General features: G+C 49.2%; 23 protein-coding genes. 13 read left to right on the top strand and 10 right to left on the bottom strand.

Going from position 1 to position 26,056, the window contains the following annotated elements; all coding sequences use genetic code 11:
• Positions 1–6: 6 nt before the first annotated feature.
• Positions 7–867, bottom strand: coding sequence for an HTH-type transcriptional regulator HdfR (gene hdfR, locus CRO03_RS08100; RefSeq protein WP_097111117.1), 861 nt, complete (start codon positions 865–867; stop codon positions 7–9).
• A 129-nt stretch (positions 868–996) separates the two neighbouring features.
• Between hdfR and CRO03_RS08095 the strand changes: the two genes are divergently transcribed.
• The gene (locus CRO03_RS08095; RefSeq protein WP_097111116.1) at positions 997–1,344 is read left to right on the top strand and encodes a MaoP family protein; all 348 of its coding nucleotides are present in this window, start codon (positions 997–999) and stop codon (positions 1,342–1,344) included.
• Positions 1,345–1,389: 45 nt separating this feature from the next.
• Here CRO03_RS08095 and CRO03_RS08090 read toward each other — a convergent pair whose 3' ends face one another.
• Together CRO03_RS08090 and CRO03_RS08085 are read right to left on the bottom strand one after the other, a co-directional pair.
• On the bottom strand, positions 1,390–3,555 hold the full coding sequence (locus tag CRO03_RS08090; protein ID WP_245861535.1) for a putative bifunctional diguanylate cyclase/phosphodiesterase: 2,166 nt from the start codon (positions 3,553–3,555) through the stop codon (positions 1,390–1,392).
• 142 nt (positions 3,556–3,697) lie between these two features.
• A complete protein-coding gene (locus CRO03_RS08085; RefSeq protein ID WP_097111114.1) occupies positions 3,698–6,460 on the bottom strand; it encodes an insulinase family protein in 2,763 nt (920 codons plus the stop codon).
• A gap of 205 nt (positions 6,461–6,665) precedes the next feature.
• Here CRO03_RS08085 and sixA point away from each other — a divergent pair, with 205 nt between their 5' ends.
• On the top strand, positions 6,666–7,157 hold the full coding sequence (sixA, locus tag CRO03_RS08080; protein ID WP_097111113.1) for a phosphohistidine phosphatase SixA: 492 nt from the start codon (positions 6,666–6,668) through the stop codon (positions 7,155–7,157).
• Between the two features lie 32 nt (positions 7,158–7,189).
• Here the strand turns inward: sixA and smrB are convergent, their stop codons facing one another.
• Positions 7,190–7,753, bottom strand: a complete 564-nt coding sequence (gene smrB, locus CRO03_RS08075) for an endonuclease SmrB (protein ID WP_097111112.1) — start codon at positions 7,751–7,753, stop codon at positions 7,190–7,192.
• A gap of 50 nt (positions 7,754–7,803) precedes the next feature.
• On the opposite strand from smrB, the gene prmB reads away from it, so the two are divergent.
• Genes prmB through CRO03_RS08060 form a run of 3 tightly spaced genes read left to right on the top strand, consistent with a single transcriptional unit; the run spans position 7,804 to position 11,048 of the window.
• Positions 7,804–8,754: a 50S ribosomal protein L3 N(5)-glutamine methyltransferase gene (gene prmB, locus CRO03_RS08070; protein ID WP_097111111.1), complete on the top strand. Its 951-nt coding sequence runs from the start codon at positions 7,804–7,806 to the stop codon at positions 8,752–8,754.
• A complete protein-coding gene (gene aroC / locus CRO03_RS08065) occupies positions 8,755–9,855 on the top strand; it encodes a chorismate synthase (protein WP_097111110.1) in 1,101 nt (366 codons plus the stop codon). It begins immediately after the preceding gene.
• A 32-nt stretch (positions 9,856–9,887) separates the two neighbouring features.
• Positions 9,888–11,048 carry an MFS transporter gene (locus CRO03_RS08060; protein WP_097111109.1) on the top strand — a complete coding sequence of 387 codons (1,161 nt, stop codon included), beginning with the start codon at positions 9,888–9,890 and terminating at the stop codon, positions 11,046–11,048.
• A 142-nt stretch (positions 11,049–11,190) separates the two neighbouring features.
• Here the strand turns inward: CRO03_RS08060 and CRO03_RS08055 are convergent, their stop codons facing one another.
• A complete protein-coding gene (locus CRO03_RS08055) occupies positions 11,191–12,603 on the bottom strand; it encodes a coniferyl aldehyde dehydrogenase (protein ID WP_097111108.1) in 1,413 nt (470 codons plus the stop codon).
• Between the two features lie 192 nt (positions 12,604–12,795).
• Between CRO03_RS08055 and CRO03_RS08050 the strand changes: the two genes are divergently transcribed.
• The 3 genes from CRO03_RS08050 to bamJ all read left to right on the top strand — a co-directional run bounded on the left by CRO03_RS08050 (position 12,796) and on the right by bamJ (position 14,935).
• On the top strand, positions 12,796–13,926 hold the full coding sequence (locus CRO03_RS08050; RefSeq protein WP_097111107.1) for an ATP-NAD kinase family protein: 1,131 nt from the start codon (positions 12,796–12,798) through the stop codon (positions 13,924–13,926).
• Between the two features lies 1 nt (position 13,927).
• The gene (locus tag CRO03_RS08045) at positions 13,928–14,212 is read left to right on the top strand and encodes a YfcL family protein (protein ID WP_097111106.1); all 285 of its coding nucleotides are present in this window, start codon (positions 13,928–13,930) and stop codon (positions 14,210–14,212) included.
• Between the two features lie 105 nt (positions 14,213–14,317).
• Positions 14,318–14,935: a BamJ family beta-barrel-assembly machinery protein gene (gene bamJ / locus CRO03_RS08040; protein WP_097111105.1), complete on the top strand. Its 618-nt coding sequence runs from the start codon at positions 14,318–14,320 to the stop codon at positions 14,933–14,935.
• 78 nt (positions 14,936–15,013) lie between these two features.
• On the opposite strand, the gene dsbB is transcribed toward bamJ, so the two are convergent.
• Positions 15,014–15,547, bottom strand: a complete 534-nt coding sequence (gene dsbB / locus CRO03_RS08035; protein WP_097111104.1) for a disulfide bond formation protein DsbB — start codon at positions 15,545–15,547, stop codon at positions 15,014–15,016.
• A gap of 172 nt (positions 15,548–15,719) precedes the next feature.
• Between dsbB and fadR the strand changes: the two genes are divergently transcribed.
• Both fadR and CRO03_RS08025 read left to right on the top strand, forming a co-directional pair.
• Positions 15,720–16,436, top strand: a complete 717-nt coding sequence (gene fadR, locus CRO03_RS08030; protein ID WP_097111280.1) for a fatty acid metabolism transcriptional regulator FadR — start codon at positions 15,720–15,722, stop codon at positions 16,434–16,436.
• A 177-nt stretch (positions 16,437–16,613) separates the two neighbouring features.
• Entirely contained in the window at positions 16,614–18,866 is a 2,253-nt protein-coding gene (locus CRO03_RS08025; protein ID WP_097111103.1) for an aminotransferase class V-fold PLP-dependent enzyme, read from the top strand.
• A 78-nt stretch (positions 18,867–18,944) separates the two neighbouring features.
• On the opposite strand, the gene CRO03_RS08020 is transcribed toward CRO03_RS08025, so the two are convergent.
• Together CRO03_RS08020 and CRO03_RS08015 are read right to left on the bottom strand one after the other, a co-directional pair.
• Positions 18,945–19,634, bottom strand: a complete 690-nt coding sequence (locus CRO03_RS08020; protein ID WP_097111102.1) for a ChrR family anti-sigma-E factor — start codon at positions 19,632–19,634, stop codon at positions 18,945–18,947.
• Positions 19,618–20,277 carry a sigma-70 family RNA polymerase sigma factor gene (locus tag CRO03_RS08015; RefSeq protein WP_212682386.1) on the bottom strand — a complete coding sequence of 220 codons (660 nt, stop codon included), beginning with the start codon at positions 20,275–20,277 and terminating at the stop codon, positions 19,618–19,620. The genes CRO03_RS08020 and CRO03_RS08015 overlap by 17 nt, the downstream gene beginning before the upstream one ends.
• 186 nt (positions 20,278–20,463) lie before the next feature.
• On the opposite strand from CRO03_RS08015, the gene CRO03_RS08010 reads away from it, so the two are divergent.
• Together CRO03_RS08010 and CRO03_RS08005 are read left to right on the top strand one after the other, a co-directional pair.
• Positions 20,464–21,069: an FMN-dependent NADH-azoreductase gene (locus CRO03_RS08010; RefSeq protein WP_097111101.1), complete on the top strand. Its 606-nt coding sequence runs from the start codon at positions 20,464–20,466 to the stop codon at positions 21,067–21,069.
• Positions 21,070–21,267: 198 nt separating this feature from the next.
• Positions 21,268–23,739: a S9 family peptidase gene (locus CRO03_RS08005; RefSeq protein WP_097111100.1), complete on the top strand. Its 2,472-nt coding sequence runs from the start codon at positions 21,268–21,270 to the stop codon at positions 23,737–23,739.
• A 185-nt stretch (positions 23,740–23,924) separates the two neighbouring features.
• Here CRO03_RS08005 and mscL read toward each other — a convergent pair whose 3' ends face one another.
• Entirely contained in the window at positions 23,925–24,326 is a 402-nt protein-coding gene (gene mscL / locus CRO03_RS08000) for a large-conductance mechanosensitive channel protein MscL (protein WP_097111099.1), read from the bottom strand.
• 100 nt (positions 24,327–24,426) lie between these two features.
• On the bottom strand, positions 24,427–25,134 hold the full coding sequence (locus tag CRO03_RS07995) for an RluA family pseudouridine synthase (protein ID WP_097111098.1): 708 nt from the start codon (positions 25,132–25,134) through the stop codon (positions 24,427–24,429).
• A gap of 130 nt (positions 25,135–25,264) precedes the next feature.
• Here CRO03_RS07995 and CRO03_RS07990 point away from each other — a divergent pair, with 130 nt between their 5' ends.
• Positions 25,265–25,933 carry an RluA family pseudouridine synthase gene (locus CRO03_RS07990; RefSeq protein WP_170948969.1) on the top strand — a complete coding sequence of 223 codons (669 nt, stop codon included), beginning with the start codon at positions 25,265–25,267 and terminating at the stop codon, positions 25,931–25,933.
• The last annotated feature ends 123 nt before the right edge of the window (positions 25,934–26,056 follow it).

Raw genomic sequence — 26,056 nt, 5'->3', positions numbered from 1 at the left:
CATGCGCTAAGCTGCCAGATTGCTGATGTGGCGGCGCAACTGCTGGATGATTTGCTGCAGTAACTGCTCGTTGGTTGCCTGATGTAAAGTTGCCGCAAATAACTCTCTGCTCATCTGGGGCGCACTATCCACTATCCTGAGACTATTGCTATCTAACCATGGTCTCACCATCACTTGCGGCAAATAAGCTGTTGCAGGGCTTTGCAGCATCATTTCTAAAGCAATTTTGGCACTGCCGGTGCGTAGCACAGGTGGGGGCATATCAGCAAAGTGCTTGGCGTGCTGAATATCAAAGGACGTTCCCCAGTCCACCAGTATGTATTGCTGCGCCATTGCGGTGTCGGCGGCAGTGTGTTTGCTACTTGTTACCGCTATCAGTTTTATATCATCCAGTTTTTCAACCTGAATTTCGTCAACCTTGGGTGGGTCGAAAACGATGGCTAAATCGAGGTTGCGTTCCAGTAATAACCTGCTGATTTGCTCTCTGCCCAATGATTCCGCGCGCCAGGCCAGCTCAGGATGATGTTGTTGCACCTGAATAAAACCCGGCAGCAGGAAGCTGTCCCAGACATTGGCGGTTGCGGCAATAGAAAGCTGCTGCGCTTGCTTGTTGCTTAATGCGACTTCTTGTTTAGCGCGCTGCAACGCGGTCAACATAGCCTGAGCATGTGGGAGCAGACGCTCGCCGGCAGCGGTAAGCTGAATATTATTGCGATAACGGCTGAATAAATTAACACCAAGTTGCTGTTCTAATTGCCGAATGCGAAAGCTAACGGCTGACTGGGTTAAATACAGATTTTCTGCGGCCTTGCCAAAATGGCGGGTTCTTTGCACTTCCAGAAAGGTTTTAAGCAGTTCAGTATCCAAGGTAAAGCCTTAAAGTTATTTATCGTATCAATAAAAAATATTTGTTTTACGACTGGAATTTTGTTAACCATACTCCGCACAGTTTAAACAGGCTGGCTTTATATTCAACGACATTAGAGGAAAAAAGTGATGCAGCAAAGTTTTGTCGCTACTCGTCGCTTTTTCGATGACCGCAATTTCCCTCGTGGTTTTACGCGGTCCGGGCGCTTTACTCTGGCAGAAGGCAATCTGCTGGAAAAACATGGTTTCGCGATGCAACAGCTGGAACAGGGGGCACGTGAGCCGGCGAACGAGGAAGAGCAACGCTTTATTCTGGTTTGCCGTGGCGAAGCTGAAGCAAGCTCTGCCTTTGAGAAAACCTGGGTTAAATACAAACAGCGCCTGAATGAAAAACGCAAATTTCATACTGTTTTTGGTAAAAAGCGTATTGCTGACGGTGCCGACGATTTTTCTTACGTCGAAACCGATTCTGACTAGAAACCGATTATGACTAAAAGCCCTGCGGGGCTTTTTTTATAAGGTTTAGCCCGGAATGACACTAAGCCGGGTTTGGTGCTTTTGTGCCAGTAAAAACTCTGCAAAATCAGCGGCAGACAACGGCTTGCTGTAGTAAAACCCCTGAATGGTTTCGCAGCGTAATTTGCGCAGCATATCCAATTGGTCTTTGGTCTCAACGCCTTCCGCCACCACATTCAGGCTCAGGTTGTGAGCGATGGTGACAATGGTATCTACCATATTTCTGCCACGCGCGTTATCCATATCGTCTATAAACGCTTTGTCGATTTTCAGCGTGTTAAGCGGGAATTGCTTTAAATAGGCGAGTGACGAGTAGCCGGTACCAAAATCATCCATCGCCAGATGAATACCGCGGGCCCGTAACTTTTTCATGGTATCTATTGCCAGTTTAGGCGACTGCATTACCGTGCCTTCGGTGATTTCCAGCTCCAGATGGTACGACGGCAGTTCACACTGCTCCAGAACGTCATCAATTTGCTGGCAAAGATTTGGCAACATAAATTGTTTGGCAGACAGGTTGACTGCAACCCGGCCCTGAAACAGCCCTAATGCCAGCCATTTTTTAACGTCCTCACAGGCTTTACGTAGCACAACGGCACCAATTTCAACTATCTGACCTGTTTCTTCGGCTACCGGAATAAAGCTGGCAGGGCTTACCAGGCCGCCTTTAGGGGTAATAAAGCGGACTAACGCTTCCATACCCACCACATTGCCGGTCAGAATATCCATTTTCGGCTGATAAAAGACACTGAAATAATCTTCTTTTAAGCCGTAACGAATTAAGTTTTCGACCTGCAACCTTTTAACTGCTTGTTTATTCATGCTGTCGTTAAAAAACAGGTAGCGGTTAGCGCCATCGTTTTTCGCATGATACATCGCAGTGTCGGCGTTACGCAGCAGTGCCTGCGGGTCGTTGCCGTCGTCCGGAAACAGTACTATGCCAATACTGCTGGTTACAGCCAGTTCATGCTGACTGATAAAAAACGGCCGGTTAATTTGCTCCAGCAGGCCTTTGGCCATCGAGGTGATGGTATGAATATCATTCGTGTCGTTAAGTAACACTGCAAATTCATCACCACCAAGCCGGTATAGCTTATTCTGGTAACGGGGGTCGGTATGCAACCGCTGCGCAAGCTTACACAATAGCGTGTCACCCAACTCATGGCCCAGTGAGTCATTTATCTTCTTAAAGTTGTCTAAGTCGAACACCAGCAAGGCGTGGACGGCATCAACGGTGACCAGGCTGGCCAGTTTTGTCATAAATACTGCACGGTTCGGTAAACCGGTCAGGGTGTCATTGTTAGCCAGCCGGCTTAACTCTGCTTCACGTAATTTGCGATCAGTAATATCTGACAAGACACCAACATATTGCTGCGGGTTGCCTTCCTGGTCTTTGATAACATCGAATGCCAACTCACCCTGATAAATTTCGCCGTTATCTTTTTGTTCGCGGATTTCACCGCTCCAGCGGCCATGTTTCGCCAGCTGTAACTGAATATCCTGCATAAAGCGGCTTGGGTACAGCGACAACTCAAAGCGGCTGTTTATGACTTCTGTGCGGTTTTTGCCGGTTATGCTGCTAAAAGCCGGGTTAACTTCGATAATGTTGAACTGGGTATCACAGACCAGCACCGCGTCAGATATGTTCTCCAGACAGCGCGCAAACAACTGCATTCTACCTTCGGCTTCTTTTAACTGGTGAATATTTTTCAGGGTGCCTGTCATCCGGCTGGGGCTGCCGTTACTTGCATAAGCCACCACCTTGCCGCGGTCCAGCACCCAAATGTAATGTCCGTCGGCGGTGCGTAGCCGGTACGTCGCTTCAAAAAATGCGCTGCCGCCATTCAGGTGATCATTCAGTATGCTGATAACTCTGTCTAAATCCTGGGGATGAATTTGTTGTTTATTGGGCGGGAAGTCACGGGTTTCAGGTTTCAATTCAACTGGTTTTAACCAGGAGCTGGAGCGATATAATTCGCCGGACAGGATTCGCCAGTCCCACAGCTCGTCACCGCTACCCCATAGTGATAATCGTAGTCTTTCCTCGCTTTTAGCCAGGCGTTTATGGTAACGCCGCATTTTTACAATACTGGCGTGTGCCAGCAGCAACGCAGCACAGGCAAAAAACAAAACGGCAGAAAAGATATAGGGCTGCAGGCCATCCCAGCTCATGGCCCAAAGCCTGAACGGAAAAACAGCCAGCAGTAAAAGAGTAGTTTTAGCACAAAGGAACTGACGTATGCCCACAAATTACAACATGTTTATTATTATTCCGCCTACGTTAACCAAGTTTGGGAAAAGTGTCAAAATCAATTTACGCTACAGCAATTTTTTGCCGCAGTTCAGCGCTGCTCATGGTTTTTATATGACTGATCCCCTCGTTTGGGCCTGAAGCCAGCAATAAGAGATCATAATCATTGGCCAACAGCTGCTTGAGCAATTCGATAAAATGCTGTCTGTCTAGTTTATTCAGCGCACAGATTATCCGATTAGTCAGGTCAAACCGGGTGTCGTCTTGTCCCAACGCCAGCCAAAGTCGCTTCGCGCGCGAACCGAGGCTACTGTCACGCTCGGCGAGCTGTGCCGTCAAACCTTGCTTAAGGTCGATAAAGGTTGCGTCCGTCATCTCTTCAATCTGCTGCAGAAAATCCTCAAAAAAGGTCACTGTAGCCTGATACAACGCCGTGCACCCAAAGTTGGGAGACTGAATATAGCATGCGATACCTGGTAAAGTGTTAATTGGGACATAGCCGGTACCTACTAAGTAACCCATTTGTTTCTCTGTACGTAACTGATGAAAATAATGCGGCGACATCAGGTGGTTTGCCAGCATAAACAGCGCCATTTGCGCCGCATTTGCCTGTTCTGCTGCCAGATAAACGACCAGGGCGTGGTCACTGCTGTCTGTTTCAGTCTGCAGCCAGACAGGCCCCGTGCCTTTTATGCTGAATGTTTCTGCCGGGATTTTGCTGCCAAGGCTGGGCTGATTTGACTGCCAGTTCTGCAGCATAAGCTGTAAATCGGTTGCATTACGGCTTGTCCAGTTTCCGACCATTAATGCTTCCAGGTGCACGTCATTTAATAATTGTGCTGCAAATTGGCAAAATTGTGGAAAGCTCAGCAGCTCCAGTTGCTCAATTAACACCTCAATTTCAGGATTAAGCGGCTGGAGCAGGGCGGACAACTGACTGAATAATCTGGCGACAGGCTTACTCTTGCTGCTGTTTGCCCAATGCCGGCAAAGCTGTTGCTTGATTTCATTAAAACGCGACTCAGAAAAAGTGACGGTATTTATTTGTAGCAGAATATTCTGCAACAGCTGAATTTGATTGGCGGCCAGACCTGAGGTATGAATGCTAATGCCTTGTTTCTGAACATGCAGGTTATAATTGAGTCCCGCATTGGTTGCGGTATAAAATTGCTGATTAATATGATCCTGAAATAATTCCAGCCATAGCCGGCTGGTGGCAAGCTGGCTATTGTTGCTAATGCTTTGCGGCAGACTGAGTTGCAAAAAGATATGGCCTTTAGGGGTATTAAACTCTGTATCAGCTTTATACCAGACACTTAAATGTGCGGTGTTGCAGATCTGTTCCGGTACAGCCATATGCTGATTCTTCTCCAGCAAGTTAAGCTGCTCGGTCAGGTAAGGGTTAGATCCTGGCAAGGTAATTTCAGGATCAGGGCCGGTATTTTGCAACGTCTGCAGCAGTTCATCACTGAGTTTAGTGACGGAGTAGGGCGTGTTATACCATTTCGCCTCTAACAGTACCGGCACGTCAGGTGCTATTAACATCAGCCGCATATTATCTGGTCTGAACCAGCTCAACAGCTGCTGATAAAGCGACGCATCTGGCAACTCCATCCGATAATCACCAAAAATAGTATCTTCAATCGGATAATGTTGCAGATTTACCGACAGTTGACTGGCTGTCTGCAGGGCGTCAGCCGGTTCCTGATAAATAAAGGACCAATGCAGCAGCTTTTGTCGTTCAACAAATAAATTTTCCGGCAGTGGTTGTTGCTTTATTCTGGCCAGGGCGCTGTAGAGTGCGCGTAACACGGTGCCGGTGTCCGCACGGCCTGCTTTGGTCAGTTCAAAAGACACCGTAAAGTCTTTGTAATTACTGCCATCAATACCACCGCCAGCACTGAGCTGATTGACCAGACCGGCTTTTTTCAGATAACTGAGTAAAGAGCCGTCGCTTTCATCCCCCAGGATGGATGCCAGAAAGCTGACTATTTTATGCCGATACCAGGGCTGAATATCAGGTAATGCAAAGCTGGCGACCAGTTTGTCTGAATCTTTGTGTGGTCTGATATTCAGTAAAATGGCCTGATGATCTGCCAGATAGAGTGGCTCAGCCAGTGGCGCTTTTGCCGGCAGCTCTGCTGGCAGGGCGGCGAAATACTGTTTCACCCACTGTTCCATGGTAATCAGTGAGTTTGGCGAGACCACGCACAGGCTCATTCTGCTTGCGCTGTACTGTTGCTGGTAAAATTGTGTTAGCGCGCCACGCAACGTTTGTTCCGGTTTGTCATTCAGGGTATTAAGGTTACCCACCGAAAACTTGGCAAAAGGATGCGCAGGGTTAATGGTTTCTTTATGCACCTGATAGATACGCCTGCTGTCATCTTTCAGTTTTAACGAGTATTCCGCTTCGATGGCATGTCGTTCTTTCTCAACATAAGCTTCGGTAAATAAAGGCCGGCAAAACATATCTGCAAAACGGGCAATAGCCTGTTGCAACTGAGGGGTATCGATATCAAAGTAAAAATGGCTATGCTCGGTGCCGGTCCAGGCGTTATGGTTGCCGCCATGTTGACTGATAAATTGCTGATATTCTCCCGGGTCGGGAAAGTGTTCTGAACCCAGAAACAGCATATGCTCTAAAAAGTGCGCCATTCCCTGGTAATCCGCCGGGTCATCAAAATGCCCGACGTTTACGGTAAGGGCGGCAGCACTTTTTTCTGCATTACTGTCTTTTACCAGCAATACAGTAAGACCATTGTCGAGTGTCAGGTGGTGATAGGCTCTGTTATCGTTTGGGCTTTGCTTTATATGTACTTTTTCCAAGAATTATCCTATGTCGGTATGGTAGTACTGCAAGATTGCCGATTTTTGATAGCATTTAGTAATAAACAGGCTTTGTGTTATGCGTTAATAGCAGTTACGTTCGTGCCAGACTTTATTTATCATAGCGCACAATTTTTGCCCAGCGTATGCTTTTTAACAATGGCAAACAAAATCACACTGACTAAGTAGTACGGTATCAATATAAATGGTTAACATTGTTATTATGCGCCATGGTGAAGCAGAGCCGTTGACTAAGCAAGACAGTCAGCGTCAACTGACCGCCAGAGGCAAGCGGGAGGCACTGCAAATGGCGCAGTGGCTGCACAATTGCTACAGCGTTTTCAGCGATATCTGGACTAGCCCTTATATACGTGCTGGTCAGACTGCCGAAATTATGCTGAGTAAGCAAGGCCCGGAATGTCAATTGCATACTCAAACTGCTCTGGTACCCGACGGTCTCCCTCAGCTTACACTTGATTTGATTGATGCAAAGCTAAGTGAACAGCCCGATGCCAGAATTTTACTGGTATCTCATATGCCTTTAGTCAGTTTTCTGGTAGAAATGCTGACTCAGCAGGGACAAACACCGGTTTTCAGTACCGCTTCGTTATGTTGTATCGATTATCAACCGGTAACAGGGGGGCGCCTGCTGGAAAAAATGGCGCCGCAGGATCTGGCATTACTATCACACGGCTAGACCCTGAATACCTTATCTGTGAATTACCGTTGTTATTGGCGTAGTTCAAACTCTGGCTGATTAATTTTCAGCAGCAGTAATAACGCACCATGTTTACCCCAGCTTTTTGGCGCGGTATGAAACGCCCGCACATTGGGATGCTGGATTAACCAGTTCGGTACTTTGCGTGCCAGAATGCCTAAGCCTTTGCCATGGACTACACAGGCGCAGTTAAATTGTTGCTGCTGGCAATAGGCCAGTAAGCCCGCCAGTTCGGCCTTAGCCTGCAGTTGGGTTAAACCGTGTAAATCCAGCACCACCTGAGGCTGAAACTCGGCGCGCTTTAAACGGCCGGCTAATCTTGGGTCATCACCGGGCTGAACATAAGACAACGAGCCGCCGTCACTGACAAAACCTTCATAGCCATCAGAAAAAAAGAATAGGTGCTGCTCGTTTTGTGGCGTATTGATCGCTGGCCGGGCTTTTTTCTTGCTGGCTTTGCTGACAGGGGCTATCTTGTCTTGCAATAGCGGACGTGCGCCAGTAACCGACTGGCGAAAAAGGTCGCTGTCTTCGGCAGATAAGCGGGCTTGAGGAGAAAGCTTCTTTCGTTGCATCGCGCAAGTCTATACAATCTGCCCATTTTTTACAAAGAGCGAATACTGTTATGGCCGATTACAACCCGATGTTTTCAGAATCTGATATTAATGAGGCGCTTGATACATTGGTCAGCGTGCATGATTGGCTGCGATTTGCGGTAAGTCGCTTTAACGAAGCGGGTGTTTATCTCGGTCACGGTACGGATAACCCGTGGGATGAAGCGGCGGCATTGCTGGCGCATTGTTTGTTTTTACCACCGCTAACAGATGATAAATTATTGGGGGTAAGGCTAACCCGGCCCGAGCGGCGGGCCTTTATCGACTTACTGGCCCAGCGCATAGAGCTGCGGATGCCCGCGGCATATCTGACCCATCAGGCTTATTTTTGCCAGCTGCCTTTTTATGTTGATCAGCGGGTGCTGGTGCCACGCTCACCCATTGCCGAGCTAATCAACGAAAAATTCAGCCGCTTTGAACTTGCGGCACCGCCGGAACGGATCCTCGATTTATGCACCGGGTCAGGCTGTATTGCCATCGCCTGTGCCTATGCTTTCCCTGAGGCCCAGGTTGATGCAGTAGATATCAGCCCGGATGCATTAGCCGTCGCCGATATTAATATTAACGAGCATGGCTTGCTGGACAGGGTATACCCAATTTTATCTGATGGATACGATGCGCTAACCGGTCAGCAATATGACTTGATTGTCACCAATCCGCCCTATGTCGATGCTGATGATATGGCTGATTTACCTGAAGAATACCGGCACGAACCGGAACTGGGGCTGGCGTCCGGCCATGATGGCCTGGAGTTAACCCGGCGCATTCTGGCGCAGGCTGCCGCTCATCTTACCGAGCAGGGTTATTTAATTTGTGAAGTAGGCAATAGTATGGTTGAATTGCAGGATAGGTATCCAGACGTCCAATTTAACTGGCTTGAGTTTACAGCCGGTGGCCTTGGCGTGTTTGCGCTGAGTAAAGCTCAGCTTATTGCCTACCAACACTTGTTTGAGGAGAGCTAAATGGCCGGCAACAGCATTGGTCAGTTGTTTAAAGTTACCACTTTTGGTGAAAGCCATGGTCCGGCAATAGGCGGTATTGTTGATGGTTGTCCGCCAGGCATGCATTTAACCGCTGATGATTTGCAACTGGATTTAGATCGTCGTAAACCCGGTACGTCGCGCTACACCACGGCCCGGCGGGAAGAGGACCAGGTAAAAATTCTATCCGGTGTGTTTGAAGACACCACAACCGGTGCCAGTATTGGTCTGTTGATTGAGAATACCGATCAGCGCTCGCAAGACTACTCCAATATTAAAGATTTATTCCGGCCCGGCCATGCCGATTACACTTACTGGCATAAGTTTGGCATTCGGGATTATCGCGGTGGTGGCCGCTCCTCGGCGCGGGAAACCGCAGTGCGGGTTGCGGCAGGTTCTATTGCCAAGAAGTATTTAAAAGAACACTGTGGTATCGACATCCGTGCATATCTGGCACAGTTAGGCCCGGTAAAAGCAGAAAAGCTGAACTGGGATGAAGTAGAAAACAATCCGTTCTTTTGTCCGGATCCGGATAAAATTGCCGCGCTGGACGAGTATATGCGTCAGCTTAAAAAAGATGGCGACTCAGTTGGTGCCCGGGTTAATGTCGTAGCAACAGGTATGCCGGTGGGGCTGGGTGAACCGGTGTTTGACCGGTTAGATGCCGACATTGCCCATGCCATGATGAGTATCAACGCCGTCAAAGCGGTGGAAATAGGTGATGGCTTTGCGGTGGTGGAGCAGCGCGGTTCAACTGACCGCGATGAGTTAACGCCAGAGGGCTTTAGTTCCAACCATGCGGGCGGCACGCTCGGTGGTATCTCGTCAGGGCAGGATGTGAAGGTCAGTATTGCCTTAAAGCCAACATCGAGTATCAGTATTCCGGGTAAGAGTATTAATGTCGATGGCGACGTGGTTGATATTGTTACCAAAGGCAGGCATGACCCCTGCGTGGGTATCCGGGCGGTACCCATAGCAGAAGCGATGCTTGCTATTGTTTTAATGGACCACTTATTACGTCACCGGGCCCAGAATGCCGGCGTAAGCGTGCATACCCCGGACATTGCTAACGCTAACCGGTAATTAAATAGTGTTCGTCAGGACCCTATGACCTTATGAAATTATTGGCCGCCAGGCCAGCGTTAGCGCTGGCTTACTTTACCTATTTTGGTGTGCTGGGTATTTTTGTGCCTTATCTGGGGCTGTTTCTGGATGGTCGTGGTTTTGACTCGCGCCAGATAGGTCTGATGCTGGCCATTGTCACGGCCACCCGGATTGTCGGGCCGGCTATCTGGGCCGGTTTAGCTGAACGCAGCAGTAAGCCACTCAGGGTGATGCAATTGGGTGCCGTGCTGGCCTGTATCGGCTGGTTAGGCAGCTTTATTGATGCCGGGTTTGGTTTTTTATTGGTCGCGCTGGCACTGTTCAGCTTTTTCTGGACCGCTATTTTACCGCAACTGGAAGTCTCCACTTTTTTATTTCTGAACAATAACACTGAGCAGTATAGCCGGATCCGCTCAGCAGGCAGTGTGGGCTATATCGTGCTGGTGATGCTGGGAGGTTGGTTTTATCAGCTGTATGGCAGTGAGTTTATGCCCGCTACTGCGCTGGCGTTTTTGTTACTGTTAGTGTTCTGTCTGCTTAATCTACCGGCACTGACCCCAGCGCATGATGCAACAGCTACAACACTGTCTTACCGGCAACTGGCTAAGCACAAGGTGTTGTGGGTTTTTATGGGTGCAGCACTGCTGATGCAAATAAGCTTTGCGCCTTTTTATGGCTTTTTTACTCTGTATAGCCGCGACTTAGGCTATAGCGGCAGCCAGACCGGCTTACTGATCAGCCTGGCGGTAGCCGCGGAAATTGTGGCGTTTTACTACGCGGGGCGCCTTATGCGCAACCGCAGCTATCGCTTACTATTGAGCATTTGCTATGGCTTAACTGCCATTCGCTGGTTAATGGTGGCCTTGCTGGCCCACTCTGTCTGGTGGCTGGCGCTGAGTATGCTATTGCATGCTGGCAGTTTTGCCATTGCCCATAGCTGCGCCATGCAGTTTATTCAGCAGGTATTCCCAAAAGCGCAGCGCGGCCGGGGCCAGGCCATTTATGCCGGGCTTATTTTCGGTGGTGGCGGGGCTATTGGCGCTTATCTGGCTGGTTTTAGCTGGCAAAATGGCGCGGGCGCAGCACAAACTTTTATCTTCGCTGCCGGCTTTGCGCTGCTGGCCTGTCTGTTAGTATTAACCTTGCCGAAAAACATTGCGAATATAGAATGAAAGCAGGGTGGTTGGTGTACTTACGTAACAGCAGCATGGATGCTGCGCAGGCAGGGACGTGATCCTTGAAGCCGGTGAAGTAAGTATTTCCAGCCACCCTGCGCTGCTGTGAAGTCACGGTGCAGAACAACACAATCGAATTTTAACGGGTTAACCAGCCGAGTATGGCTTTAAACACTTTGCGGTTAAACGGCGGATAAATAAACTGACCACTGTTAAACCAGCCTTTCTGATGAATCGCTTTCTGGTGCGAAAACCGTAAAAAGCCCTCTTTGCCATGATAATTACCCAACCCAGACGGACCAATGCCGCCAAAGGGCAGGTCATCCTGTGCCACATGCACCAGGGTGTCGTTAATACAGACACCTCCGACATGAGTTTGCTGTAGCACCTGTTGCTGAGTCGCTTTATCATTGCTCATTAAATACAGCGCCAGTGGCCTCGGCCGCTGCTGAATATAGTTAAGTGCTTCTTCCAGCGTTTTGTAGGGAACCAATGGCAGCAAGGGGCCAAATATTTCCTGCTCCATCAGGTTGCTATTATCATCAGCGCCAATAATTAACTGCAGTGCCAGTCGCCGCTCGCTGTTGGCCAGGGCAGGTTCATTTTTACCACTGGTATCGCCACAGTTAATCACCCGGGTACCACTACTGTGGGCATGTTCAAGCATTGCCATCAGCCGTTGATACTGAGCCGGGTTAATCACCGAGCTATAATCCGGGTTAGTGGCAAAATCAGGATAAAAGCCACTAAAAGCCTGGCAAAGCTCAGTAATTAACTGCTCCAGTTTGTCAGCAGGTACCAGCACATAGTCGGGCGCAACGCAGGTCTGGCCGGCATTGGCGGTTTTCCCGAACAAAATACGTTTCGCCATCTGCTGAATGTCGGCATCGGGGGCAATCAGTACCGGGCTTTTGCCGCCCAGCTCCAGCGTAACCGGCGTCAGGTTTGCAGCAGCTGCCTGCATGACTTTGCGGCCAACCGCGGTAGAACCGGTAAACAGCAGATGGTCAAATGGCAAGCGGGAAAATTCAGCGGCAATCTCTGCTTCACCTTCAACTACAATAACATCTGGCCCCAGCGCCTGCTGACATAGGGTGCTTAGCACCTTATTGGTCGCCGGGGTATATTCAGACAGTTTCAGCATGGCTTTATTGCCAGCGGCAATAGCCGCCATTAACGGGCCAAGTGCTAAGTAAATAGGGTAGTTCCACGGAACAATAATGCCGACGACGCCCAGTGGTTGCAGCATAACGCGGTTACTGGCGGGCATAAAACTGTAGTGGACATGTCGCTTTTGTGGCTTTAGCCAGCTTTTTAGCTGCTTTGTATGGTAATCAATACCGCTTATTGAGGGCATAATTTCCAGCAAACGGGTTTCGTCACTACTGCGATAACCAAAATCACTGCTTACTGCGTCACACAGCGCTGCACTGTGTTGCCGGACAGCCTGGCGCAGAGCCGTTAATTGCTGCTGGCGCTGCTGCAGATCCGGATAAGGGCGAAGGCTGTAAGCTTGTTTTAGTTGCTCAAATTGCAGCTCAAGTGGTGACATTGTTGTCCCTTTCAGTCGTGTTAGTTATCTGACTGTACTCTAAACCAGTCAGACCAGTGCGGCAAGCTCAGGTCGCCACGGTTGCTATAAGCAGAACAGGAGCAGGTTTGCGCTGGCAATACTGGGCAAGGGCCGCTGAAATCGTTACAATGCGCGCCATTCGCTAACAGGCATCCGGATGAAGCTAAACCCATGATTAATCCCTTTCGTTTAGGTCTTATTATCAATCCGCTGGCGGGCCTGGGGGGTAGTGTTGCGTTAAAAGGCAGTGATGGTATGGCGGCAGAAGCCCTGGCAAGGGGCGCTGTGCCAATGGCCGGTGAGCGTGCGGCAGTGGCGCTTAGTCAACTATCAGCATTAAAAGATCAGTTCCAGGTCGTCACCGTCGCGGGCGAAATGGGTGCCGATTTGTGTCAGCAGTTAGGGCTGAATTATCAGGTTTGTTATACCCCGGCAACAGCGCCAACAGTGGCTGCAGACACCGAGCAGGCAGCGCTTGCCATAGCAGAGCAGGGCGTTGACTTGCTGCTGTTTGCCGGCGGTGATGGTACGGCGCGGAATTTGTGTAGTGTTATTGGCAACAGCACAACGGTACTGGGTATTCCGGCCGGCTGTAAAATTCACTCCGGCGTTTATGCTATTTCGCCGCAGGCAGCCGGCAAACTGGTGCAGCGGCTGATCAGCGGTCAGTTAGTGACGCTGGCCGAAGCACCGGTAATGGATATTGACGAGACAGCATTCCGGCAAGGTGTGGTAAAGGCCCGCCGCTACGGCGAAATGCGCATTCCGGCAGAGCTTCGCTATGTCCAGAGTGTTAAAGCCGCCGGCAAAGAATCTGAGGAGCTGGTGCTGGACGATTTAGCCGCATATGTCGCCGGTTTAATGGAAGACAACATCCGTTATGTAATGGGCTCGGGGAGCACCGTCGCAGCAGTAATGGCAGAGCTGGGCCTTGCTAATACCTTGCTGGGTGTTGATGTGGTTGAGAATGGCGAGTTGATTGCCAGTGATGTGACGGCAACCCAGTTGCTCGAGCTGGTTAGCGATTATCCGAGCAAACTGGTGATCACCCTGATCGGTGGCCAGGGCCATGTCTTTGGCCGGGGTAATCAGCAACTGTCACCGGCTGTAATTAAAGCCATCGGCCGGGATAATATCATGTTGCTGGCGACCAAAACCAAGCTGCAGCAACTTAATGGCCGGCCACTGCTGGCAGATACCGGTGATCAGACACTGGATAAAGCATTGCACGGCTTATTAAATGTGCTAACCGGTTATAACGATTATGTCATATACCGCTTAGGTTATCAGGACGAGGAGTAGTATGAATCAAGCAGCGAAACCCGAGCAGTATATTGATACTGTTGCCGATTATTTTGATAATCTGATCCCGGATGCCACCGATGATCAGTTATTTGCTGCCGGTTATTTACGGGGACATTTTGATTTAGCAGTGGGTAGCCTGGAAGTTATGGCTGAGCCATTTGATAAACCCCGGTTGTGTAACTGGGTGGAACAAAGCCTGGTAAAAGCGATAGACGGCGGCGAACTGACTGATGCTGATCAGCAGCATGTACAACAATTATGGCAGCAGGTACAGCTGCTATAGGTTGCACTGGCAAGACATTCGCGCCGCGATAGGTTAGTATGTTGGCCGAATTTAATTGCTGCCTGGCAAACTGTTTCTGCCGGCAGCCCAGCAAAAGTGGAACTTATGTCTGATAAATATGCAACGCTAGAACAACACGCCAGTTATGGTATTGGTTTACAAATGGGCCAGCAACTGGCCGACAATCCGTTTGACGGTCTGGATATTACTGCGGTAGCTGCAGGCTTAGCAGCGGCTTACAACGAGCAGCAGCCTGAAGTCAGCGAAGATCAGATCCGGGCGGCGTTTGGCGTGATCAGTGAGCGGATGCAAGCGGCTGAGCAGGAAAAAGCAAAAGCGCTGGCCGAAGCGGGCGAAATGTTCCTGGCAGAAAATGCTAAGCGTGCTGAAGTAACGATAACGGCGTCTGGCCTGCAATATGAAGTTCTGGTAGCTGCTGAAGGCGAAAAGCCAACAACTGCCTCAACGGTACGTACCCATTACCATGGCACTCTGATTGACGGCACTGTGTTTGACAGCTCTTATCAGCGTGGTGAGCCGGCAGAATTTCCGGTTTCAGGCGTTATTGCCGGCTGGACTGAAGCATTACAATTAATGGCTGTCGGTTCAAAGCTGCGCTTATATGTGCCACAGAACCTGGCTTACGGCGAGCGTGGCGCAGGCAATGCTATTGCCCCATACAGCACTCTGGTATTCGACGTCGAGTTACTGGCTATTCTGTAACGGTTACGGTAAGAGATAGCGGAAAAAAAAAGCCCTGCGATTGCAGGGCTTTTTTGAATCAGGCATTCAGTAATGTGCTTAGCGGTAGGGGTTATTAGAAATCCGGCCAAGCTGGCCAATTAACACTACCACAGCTGTCAGCAAATAGGCTGCCAGGATTAGCATGCTCCAATATGCCATACTCAGGCCTAAAAATTGCCAGTCAACTGCGCCGCAGCTGCCGGTCACTTCGAACACACTGGGTAACCATTTATCCAGTGCCAGCCAGGCAGGAAATTCAGCAAATAGCGCACAGCTGCTAAAGCCCCCCGCGGCCAACGTTTGCTCAATATTAACTAATTCAAGCGCCTGATAAAGGCCGATAGCAGCACTGGTCAGCCACAGGGCGATAGCAAGTAAACGTACCATGCTCTGTCGTGGTGCCAGTAACCCCAGCAGACCCGCCAGCAGTACACCGGCAAATGCGGCCCGGATATAAATGCATTTAATGCAGGGTTGTAAATTCAGGCCATACTGAAAATACAAGCCGCTGGCTAGTAAAGCCAGTGCGCTTACAATCAGTAAAAACCAGGACAGGCGATGGCGTGATATTTTTTTTATTGTAGCCAGCATAGATGTTCCTATTGGTATAACAATCAGCTAATTGGCTAATTTAAGGGATTTATCAGCATTACACAATTGTTGTGTTACTTCCATCTGGCTATTTTTAAGTGCCGACTTGTTAACTGGCAGCGCTCTGGTACAATCAGTCAACTTGTATGATGACCCTGACGGATTTTTTGGCATGACCAATCTGATTAAAGCGCAAAGCCCTGCCGGTTTTGCAGAAGAGTATATAGTGGATTCGATCTGGAACGGCAAATTTGCACCCGGATCAATTTTACCGGCAGAGCGTGAACTGTCTGAATTGATTGGTGTAACCCGGACCACGTTGCGGGAAGTGTTGCAGCGCCTGGCGCGCGATGGCTGGCTTACCATTCAGCACGGTAAACCCACCAAAGTGAATAATTACTGGGAAACTTCAGGCCTGAATATTCTGGAAACGCTGGCCCGGCTTGACGAAGATCAGATGCCTAAATTAGTCGACGATTTACTGTCTGCCCGGACAAATATCAGCGCTATTTATATTCGTGGTGCCATTAAAACGCATCAACAAGAGGTGATTGCTGCTTTTACCGATGCTGAAGTACTGGATGATACGGCCGCTGCCTTTGCTGAATTTGACTATAACTTAAATCATGAACTGGCCTTGCACTCTTCTAACCGGATATACGTGCTGATCCTGAATGGCTTTCGCGGCTTGTATAATAAAATCGCCCGTTTTTACTTTTCTCATCCGGCGGCACGGGAACTGGCCCGCAAATATTATGCGCAGCTTAAACAATATGCAGAAGCTGGTAAACACGATGAAGTGGTAATGGCAGTGCGTAAATACGGCATTGAAAGCGGTAAGATCTGGCAGGAGCTAAGGCCGGATATCCCTAAAGACCTGATTGAATAACGTCAGATCTGCTAACCTAAGACAAAAGGCTGCTAAATGCAGCCTTTTTTGTGAGTGTTATTCGGCCAGATAGCGTCTTGCTACGCTTGTTGTTTCAGGCGCTGCCATTTATGATGTCAGGTTATAAGATATCTCTTTTAGCTATAAGCGGCATCGCCGTGTAAAATAGGCCCGAGGATGAAACACGCATCAGTAACCCCCCGTATCCGTCCAGCTGAAATCTATTTAGATAATAACGCCACGACACCGGTGCTGCCTGTTGCTGCGGCTGCTGCTATGCAATGTATGCAACAGCAGTTTGGCAACCCCAGTAGCAGCCATACTACCGGTATTAAAGCCAAAGCAACCCTCGAGCATGCCCGCAGTCTGGCGCGGCAGGTTACCGGTGCCGGTGATGGCCGTATCTTGTTTACCTCGGGTGCCACTGAGGGTATTCAAAGTTCAGTAGTGTCGGCCTTGCTGGCCTTGCGGCAGCAGGGAAAAAACGGGGCGTCAACCCTGTTGCTATACGGTGCAACTGAGCATAAAGCCGTACCCGAGAGCCTGAAACACTGGAACAGCGTGTTGCAGCTTAACGCAACGATAAAAGCGATCCCGGTAGATCAGAACGGTCAGTTCGACTTAAATTTTATTAGCCAGCATGCGCCTGCTGCCGGGTTAATTTGTACTATGGCGGCCAACAATGAAACGGGTATTAAACAGCAGTTAGATCAGTTGGAACAGTGCATTCGGGCAGCAAACCCCGCTGTTTACTGGTTAGTGGATTGTGTCCAGGCGCTGGGTAAGATGTCGCTCAAACTGGCGGATACGACTATCGATTATGCGCCTTTTAGTGGTCATAAGCTTTATGCGCCCAAAGGAATAGGCTTTTTGTATGTCAGAGCCAGTGCGCCATATCAACCGTTTATTACAGGCGGTGGTCAGGAGGGGGGGTTGCGCTCAGGTACTGAAAACTTACCGGGTATCGCTGCGCTGGGCGCTGTGTTAACCGAGGTGCAGCGCGCTGACGGTAAAATATTTCAGTCAGAACACACTTTGTGGCATTACCGGGCTGACTTAACTGCAGCGCTACGTTATGTATTTCCAGAATTGGTGTTAAATAGTGATCAGCCTTATATCGTACCGACCACTATAAATTTTTCAGTACCTGGCTTTTACAGTAAAGATATTATGGACTTGTTCGACGCGGCGGGGATCCGGATAAGTTCTGGTTCGGCCTGCAGCTCAAAAGTTCCCACTAGCTTTGTGCTCGACGCGATGGGGTTGGCTGCCTGGCGCAGCCAGGGGGCTATTCGCTTGTCATTCGGCCCGGCTATGTCAGCGACTGAATGCGCTGATGCCTGTAATGCTATCCGCGCATTAAAAGCAGTAGTAAACAAGCATTGTCTGGTGGTAACGGATGCCACGCCAACCTTGGAGATCCATGCCGATGGTTTGCTGCAACTGAAGCACGAAGATAGCTGCAGTTACCTGCTAATTGATGCAGCCAGCGGCCAGGCGTTGGTTATCGACCCGGTAGCGGCACTGGTAAACCGGATTATTAATATTGTACAGGGACGACAGTTAACCTTGCTGGCAATTCTGGAAACCCACCAGCATCCAGAGCAACAAAGTGCGGCCTTAATGCTGCGTCAGGCATTACATTTTGATCAGCAACATTGTGACGAATTTGGCTGGCCAACCGCGACAGAGCAACTTAATCTGGCAGACTTTCAATTAACACGGCTAGCGACTCCCGGCCATTGCGCCAGCGCGATTAGCATTATTCTGCGCCGGGACCAACAAACATTAGTGGCCTTTGTTGGCGATGTTATTCTTCCCGGTGGCATCGGCCGCACTGATTTGGCCGATGGCGATGCTATGGTGCTGCAACGCAGTATTAAAAATCTGGCCGAACAAATTGACGCCGATACACTGCTATTGTCCAGTCACGATTACGCCCAGCGGTTTGCTACCACCTTGCAACTGGCACAGCAGGAAAGTGAGCTGTTTGCTAAAGTGCTGGCGGGGCTGCCGGCAGCAGAATGGCAGCAACAATTAAACGCGCAAACCGCAGAGCTGCAGCATGCCAGTCATTATTATTGTGGTCTGGTGGAAGTTGCGATAACGGATGCCAGTCGCTTACTGGATAAATCAGAGCTTGCCAACGTATTACAGCAACAACCTGAACTACAGGTGATAGATGTAAGGGAGTCTCATGAACAGACTGCCGGGCCTTTGCAGCAGCATCTGCCGGTAAAAGCAGATGTGCTGGCCGTGCCGTTGTCAAAATTATGTGATGCCTTGATTAGCCGGCAACTAACGCCAACCCGACCGTTACTACTGGTGTGCCGCAGCGGCAATCGTAGTTTGCTGGCGTGTAAGGTGCTGCGCCGGTTTGGCTTTGCAACGGTCTATAATTTAAATGGCGGCATGGCGTTGCTTGTCTGAAGCTGCTGGTAAAAACAACCAAAAAAAAGCGCCGTTTGCACGGCGCCAAGCTTGCTCCACCAAGCTGAGACTTCCTGGTTAATAGAAAAACTGTTGTAACGGATTCAATAACCGCGTCAAACCTTTATTAAATTTCAACGGCGCACTGAGTACCGACAAGCATAGGCAGTCTTCGTCAGCCAGTGTTCTGGGGGTGTGGGTATCGTCAGGTGAATTAATCAACAGATCACCTACACCATACTCGCCGTTTTCATCCACTATTTTACCTGCTAACACCAATGTCATTTCCAGGCCAAGGTGGGTATGGTTTGGTACCTCAGTTCCTTTATCGATATAAAGCAATGACACATGTTGCTTGTCCGCTGTGGGTAGCTTAGCTGTGGCGATACCGCCAAGATGCAACCATTTATTTTGCTTCTCGGCTAGTCTGGCCAGCGCTCTTGGGATCTCAAATGTTCTGCCATTTACCGAAACGCTTGCAACCTGCGGTGCAGTATCTGTGTGCGTTGATGCAGACGACGATATTGTAGGCTGGCTGGTAATAAAATTAAGCATTTGCTGCCATTCCTGCTCAGCATCGCGGCCAGAAACATCCTGTTCAGCCAGCACCGCAGCTTGATCGTTAGTAATATCTTTACTAAGTTGCTGACAATGAGGACATAAGTCTATGTGCGCTGACACCGCAAGCGCGACGTCGGCAGACAGTGACCCTTCGACATATTGCTCCAGTAACATTAAGCCTGGATGAAATTTAACTGCGTGTGTCATCTAATGCCTCTCTCAATCTGTCCAGTGCTAATCGTATCCGGGACTTCACTGTACCTAGGGGTATTGCCAATTCATCAGAAACTTCCTGATGAGATTTTTCTTCTAAGTAAACTTTCTGCATTACCATGCGTTGGGCGGGTGGCAATGCGTCAAAATGAGGCGCTAATTTCTCGCTCATTAACATGGTATCCCAACTATCACTGCTATTACTTTCCTGCTCAGGATAATCGCCGTCAAACCACAAATCGTCAGCACTGATATCATCTTTACGGCTTTGCTTTTTTCTGAGCATGTCAAAGCGAACGTTACGCGCGATAGTGAAAATCCAGGTCGATGCACAGCCCCGGCTCGCGTCAAATAAGCGGGCTTTACGCCAGACATTCAGCATGGCGTCCTGCACCATTTCCATTGCCTGTTGTTCATTACCAAACATTTTTATGCCAAAGGCTCTGAGCCTCGGGGCAAAATACCTGAACAATTCAGCATAGGCTGCTTTGTCCTGATGTAATGCTACCAACGTCAGAGCATCTTCCCATTGCCCGGTACGTGGTTCGTTATCAGTATTTATGGTCATCCGCTGGCTTATTCGCTTCTGCTTTGATAAAGCATCATGATGCCCTGTTAGCACGGTAGTTTCCAACATATTTGTCTTTCCCGGCTTTACGCAATTATAAATAGTCGTTGTTTGGTTACTGACGTTATACGCAGCGTCATCAAGCTTGGTTTTATATTTTCATTTATCATAAAATAGAAAGGAATTGCCGTTTTATTGCAATATTCATCCTATAAAATTGATGTATTATTATCGGACGTCTTTTAGGAGGTTATTATGAAAAATGTTCTGGTAATAAATAGTTCAATAAGCGGTGATAACGGTCATTCAACGAAATTAAGTAAAGCATTTCTGGCAAAACTTGGCAGCGATATTAACCTGACAGAAATTGATCTGAGCGCTACGCCGTTACCCCATTTGGAAATGAAAGAAATTGCAGCGTGGATGACGCCAACGGCAGAGCGAACTGCCGAACAACAGCAACTGGCTAACTATTCAGACCAGCTGATTGAACAGGTTAAAGCAGCAGACGTTATTGTATTTGGCGTGCCTATGTACAATTTTGGCATTCCTTCCCAGCTAAAGTCGGTGCTTGACAGGCTGGCGCGGGCGGGTATCACGTTTAAATACACTGAAAAAGGTCCGGTTGGTCTGTTGGCTGATAAGCCGGTCATTGTCCTGGCAACCCGTGGCGGGATTTATCAGGGTACGTCAGCAGACAGTCAGACGCCATTTTTAACCAGCTTCTTTAATTTCATCGGCATAACCCAGCTGCATTTTGTCTACGCAGAAGGCTTGAATATGGGTGAGGAAGCAGCAGAGAAAGCACTGGCAGCAGCCAGGCTGCAACTTGGCCAGCTTAGTGAAAAAGTAGCGGCTTAAACCCCATCACTCTTTTTTAAATGATGCGTAGCGTAAGCTGCGCATTGTTAGGTTTGTCTATCCGGTCGATGGATAGTTTATTTTCGATGTGGTTCGGTAATTCCAGCTCAAATCCCCGCTAATCAGCCGCATCCAGTTGCGTTCCTTGTCAAGGCTTTGTATAACAGGGCGTCGTTAATTCAGTACAAGACTTAATATATGAATATATTCCATCAAACGCTGCTTAGTGCAGTGTCCGCCGGCTTGCTGTTTTCCAGTAGTCTGGCATTAGCCAAAACAGAACCGCAGACCTGGGATGTTACACCGGTCGCTGCGAAAGCGGTTTACCAGACTAACCCCGCTATCGAACTTACCCTCGAACAGATAATGGCCGATCCTGACTGGCTGGGCCGTTCACCGCAAAATGCATTCTGGAGTGCTGACAGCAGCCAGGTGTTTTATCAGCAAAAACGCGCGGGCAGTGAACTACGTGACTGGTACCATCGACCCTTGGATGCCAGTGATAACGGTTTAGCGGTGCCACTGTCACAACTGCACCAGATGGGGGCCAGCAGTGTTGAATATAGTGCTGACCGCCAATTACAGGCCTGGGTTTTTGAAGGAAATATATTTGTCCGTAAAGCTGATGGCCAGATAATTCAGGTTACCCGCAGCAATACCAGCTTTAGCGATCCACAGTTTCTGACAGACAACAGGCTGGTATACCGGCAGGGCTGGACTTTTTTCAGTGTTGATTTAAGCACAGGCCTGAGCAGCGAGTTAATCAGTTTGAAAACGGAAGACGAGCCAAAGGCGCCGGCCATACCAAGCGGCTATCTGGCGCAGGAGCAACATAAACTCATTGAATATGTCGCAAAAACTCAGCGCAGTAATAAAGAGCAGTATGAAGCCAAAGAAGCATTGCGCTCAGCAAACCCGGCCATGGCGCCGACTGCTGCTTATTTTGGTAAAGATCAGCAAATTGTCGATGCCAGCTTATCACCCAAAGCAGACTATTTGCTGGTGGCAGTGCGTAAAGCCAAGCCACGAAATGAAAAAGACATTATGCCGAACTACATTACCGCAAATGGTGACATCGCGGCACAGCCGGTAAGATGGCGGGTGAATGATTTTAAACCTGAACCACAGCGGCTGTTGCTGGTGTCACTAACCGATGGCAGCCAATACCCGTTAAGTTACACCAGCCTGCCTGGTTACAATGAAGATGTGCTGGCTGAGGTTAAAGCTGAAAATGCCAAAGCTAAAGGTGAAAAGTATAAAAGCAGTAAAATTATCCGTGACATTGGGTTGATGACTGACTGGTACTGGAGCCAGAGTGCCATGCGCTGGCATAACAGCGGTGATCAGGTGGCGATAATGCTCAAAGCCCTGGACAACAAAGACCGCTGGATAGCCACTGTGGACTTCGATAAGAAAATCCTGGTGCCACAGCACCGCCTGCAGGACAAAGCCTGGGTTAACTACGCGTTTAATGACTTCGGCTGGTTCAACAGCAGCGAGACCTTGTATTTTCTGTCTGAGGAAAGCGGTTACTCGCACTTATACAGCAAGGCTTTAACCAGTCGTAAAGCCAAAAAATTAACCCGTGGTACCTTTGAAATCAGCGATCCGACACTAACCGCAGACGATAACTATATCTACTTTAAGGCGAACGTTGCTCACCCGGGGATATATGAAGTTTACCGGCTAAATATGACCAATGAAGATACCGAGCAACTAACCCGTTTAGGCGGAATGACCGACTTTACGCTGTCACCAGATGAGCAAAAATTACTGTTAACCCACTCAACCAACCTGATGCCAGAGGACCTGTACCTGATGGCGGCTAAACCAGAGGCCGATGTGGTCAGGCTAACCGATACGGTTTCAGACGAATTTAAACAGCTGCCATTGGTTGCGCCACAGGTGGTGGCAGTGCCATCCAGTCACACTGCGCAGCCAGTATTCAGTAAAGTGTATTATCCTGCCGATTATAAACAGGGCGAGCCACGCCGGGCCGTAATCTTTAATCATGGTGCGGGCTATCTGCAAAACAGTGATCTGGGCTGGTCGGGCTATTTCCGTGAGTTCCTGTTCCACAATCTGCTAGCACAACAAGGCTATGTGGTGCTGGATATGGATTACCGGGCATCAAAAGGTTATGGCCGGAACTGGCGTACTGCCATTTACCGGCAGATGGGTACGCCGGAAATTGAAGATTTAGCCGATGGTGTAAACTGGCTGGTAGATAATGCTAACATTGACCGTAACCGGATTGGCACTTACGGCGGCTCCTACGGTGGTTTTATGACGTTTATGGCGCTGTTTAAACAGCCTGACCTGTTCCAGGCGGGGGCTGCACTGCGTCCGGTTAGTGACTGGGCGTATTACAATCATCCGTATACCTCGAACATACTGAACACGCCGGATATTGACCCTATTGCCTATGAGCGCAGTTCGCCAATTTACTTCAGCCAGGGGTTAACCAAACCACTGCTGATTAATGCGCCAATGGTGGATGATAACGTGTTTTTCCAGGATGTGGTGCGCCTGGTGCAGCGCTTAATTGAGCAGGAAAAGCAGGATTTTGAAACAGCAATTTATCCGGTAGAGCCACATGGTTTCCGCCAGCCCAGCAGCTGGCTGGATGAATACCGGCGGATCTATAAGTTGTTTGAGGAGAACTTGTAACGGTGTAGCTATACGGTCGCAATACCCGCTCTGGCTCGTCGCAGCAACTCGCCCTGCTACCTTCGGCAGGGCTCAGACACTCTGCGCCGACCAGATCGGGTTTCCGACCTCCTTTGCGAGTAAGCTAATGTGCTAAAACGTCTCAGCGAGAGACGTTTTTTTCAGGTTAACTTAATTAAACTCTGCTACGACTTTTTCAACAAATCCCGGATTTCTGCCAGTAATTTAGTATCCTCCGGGACTTCGGCGACGGCCGGCGGCTTAGCTTCTTCTTTTGCCTTCATAGAATTCATTGCTTTAACACCAACAAATACCGCAAAAGCAATAATGATAAAATCAATGATGGTTTGCACAAACATGCCGTACTTAATCACAACTTCGGCCTGACTTTCTGTCGTTTGCTGAATGACTACCGCTAAATCTCGAAAGTTAACGCCACCCAGTAAGACACCAATCGGCGGCATAATAACGTCATTGACAAAAGACGAGACAATTTTGCCAAAAGCGGCACCAATAATTATCCCTACAGCCATATCCACGACATTGCCACGCATGGCAAAGCTTTTAAATTCACCTAGCACACTCATTGTAAACTCCTGCTTTATTGTCATTATTAGCTGCCAGGCCCTACAAATGTGCAGGCAGTTGAAATCAATATAGTCAGCTGTTACTAATTTACCAGTGTGCTTAGCAATTAAAGTCTTGCGCTGGCCAATTCAGTTCGCCGTTGGCCGTGACAAAGTCAGTATCTGCTGTAAATTCAAGCGCTTTGCCTGAATAGGGGTGGCAGAACTGTAAGCTTGCTGCGTGCAACAGCAAGCGCGGCGCGGCGGCTAAAACCGGGGCAGGGGCGTAAAATGCATCCCCGAGGATAGGATGGCCCAGTGCCAGCATATGCACCCGAAGTTGATGTGAGCGGCCTGTCACTGGCAGCAGTTCAACCAGGGCGGCGTCAGGTAGTTGCTGTAACAGCCGATAGTGAGTCAGAGCAGCTTTGCCAGTTAAGCTGCAGACTTTTTGGCGGGGAGCCTGTTCTGTGTCCACGGCGAGAGGATAGTCAATACTGCCACTTGCTGGTATTAACTGGCCAGCCACGACTGCCAGATAACGCTTTTTAACTTCACGCTCGGCAAACTGGCGCTTGAGTTCACGCTCAGCTTTACGCCGCAGTGCTATCACCACCACACCTGAAGTACTTAAATCAAGCCGGTGGACCAGTTGGGCTAATTCAAATTCTGCTTTTACCCGGCTAAACAGGCAATCGGCTAACGCCGGGCCCTTACCGGGGTTCGTCAACAAACCGCTGGGTTTATTCAGAACAATAATGTCCTTGTCCTGATATAAAATATCAAGCCAGGGTTCAGTGGGTGGGTTGTAATTAAAGCTAGCGGCCATAATAAAAGGTCAGCAGTCAATCCGGCCTGCAGCATAACGGATTTTGCCCTGCAGACAAACCGCTTATCAGGCATAATAGACGCAAACCAGATAGCACATTCTGGCATTTTACGTAGTGGGTAGAAATTTTATGGCTGATATTTCTGAACTGACAGTGCTTAAGGCAACCGACCAGCCCTTTGCCATTGTGCATGAGGACGAACAGCTGCTGGTGGTCAGTAAGCCCGCTAAGCTATTAACAGTTCCTGGCCGCCATCCTGAGAATAAAGACTGTCTGATTAGCCGGGTGCAGCGGGAGTGGCCGGGTGCGACGGTTGTGCACCGGCTGGATTACGATACTTCTGGCATCGTATTGTTGCCACTGAGCAAAAGAGCGCTGTCTGAGCTGAGTAAGCAGTTTCAGGCCCGCACTATCAGTAAACAGTATCATGCGGTTGTCGCCGGGTTGGTTGAGCAGGATCAGGGGGAGATTAACCTGCCGATAGCCGCTGATCCGGTAAACCGGCCGCTTTATAAAATTTGCAGTAACGGCAAACCGTCGCTGACGTATTATCAGGTGCTAAGCCGCGATACAGCCAGCCAACAAAGCCGTTTGCTGCTGACTCCGGTAACCGGGCGCTCACATCAGCTGCGGCTGCATTTGCAGGCCATAGGCCACCCCATCCTTGGTGACACCTTATACGGCGATGATGCAGTCATTGCAGCAGCAGATCGCCTGCTGTTACATGCTGAAAGTATTAGCTTTAGCCATCCGCTAACGGGTCTGCAACAAAAGTTAAAGGCCCCCGTAACATTCTGATTGCTAAATTAGCAGCTGCCACTACCTTCGCCCTGTGCAGGATAAGCTTTGCTATCCGCTAATTAAGGCTGTATAAGCAGAGTTGTACTTTGGCAATTTTGACGCTGTAAAAGTCCCTTTTTA

Origin of the sequence: Arsukibacterium tuosuense, assembly GCF_900215315.1 — a bacterium.
Classification (GTDB): Bacteria; Pseudomonadota; Gammaproteobacteria; order Enterobacterales; family Alteromonadaceae; genus Alishewanella; species Alishewanella tuosuense.
The sequence above is the reverse complement of the archived record's forward strand: the minus strand, read 5'-3'. Positions and strand labels throughout refer to the sequence as shown.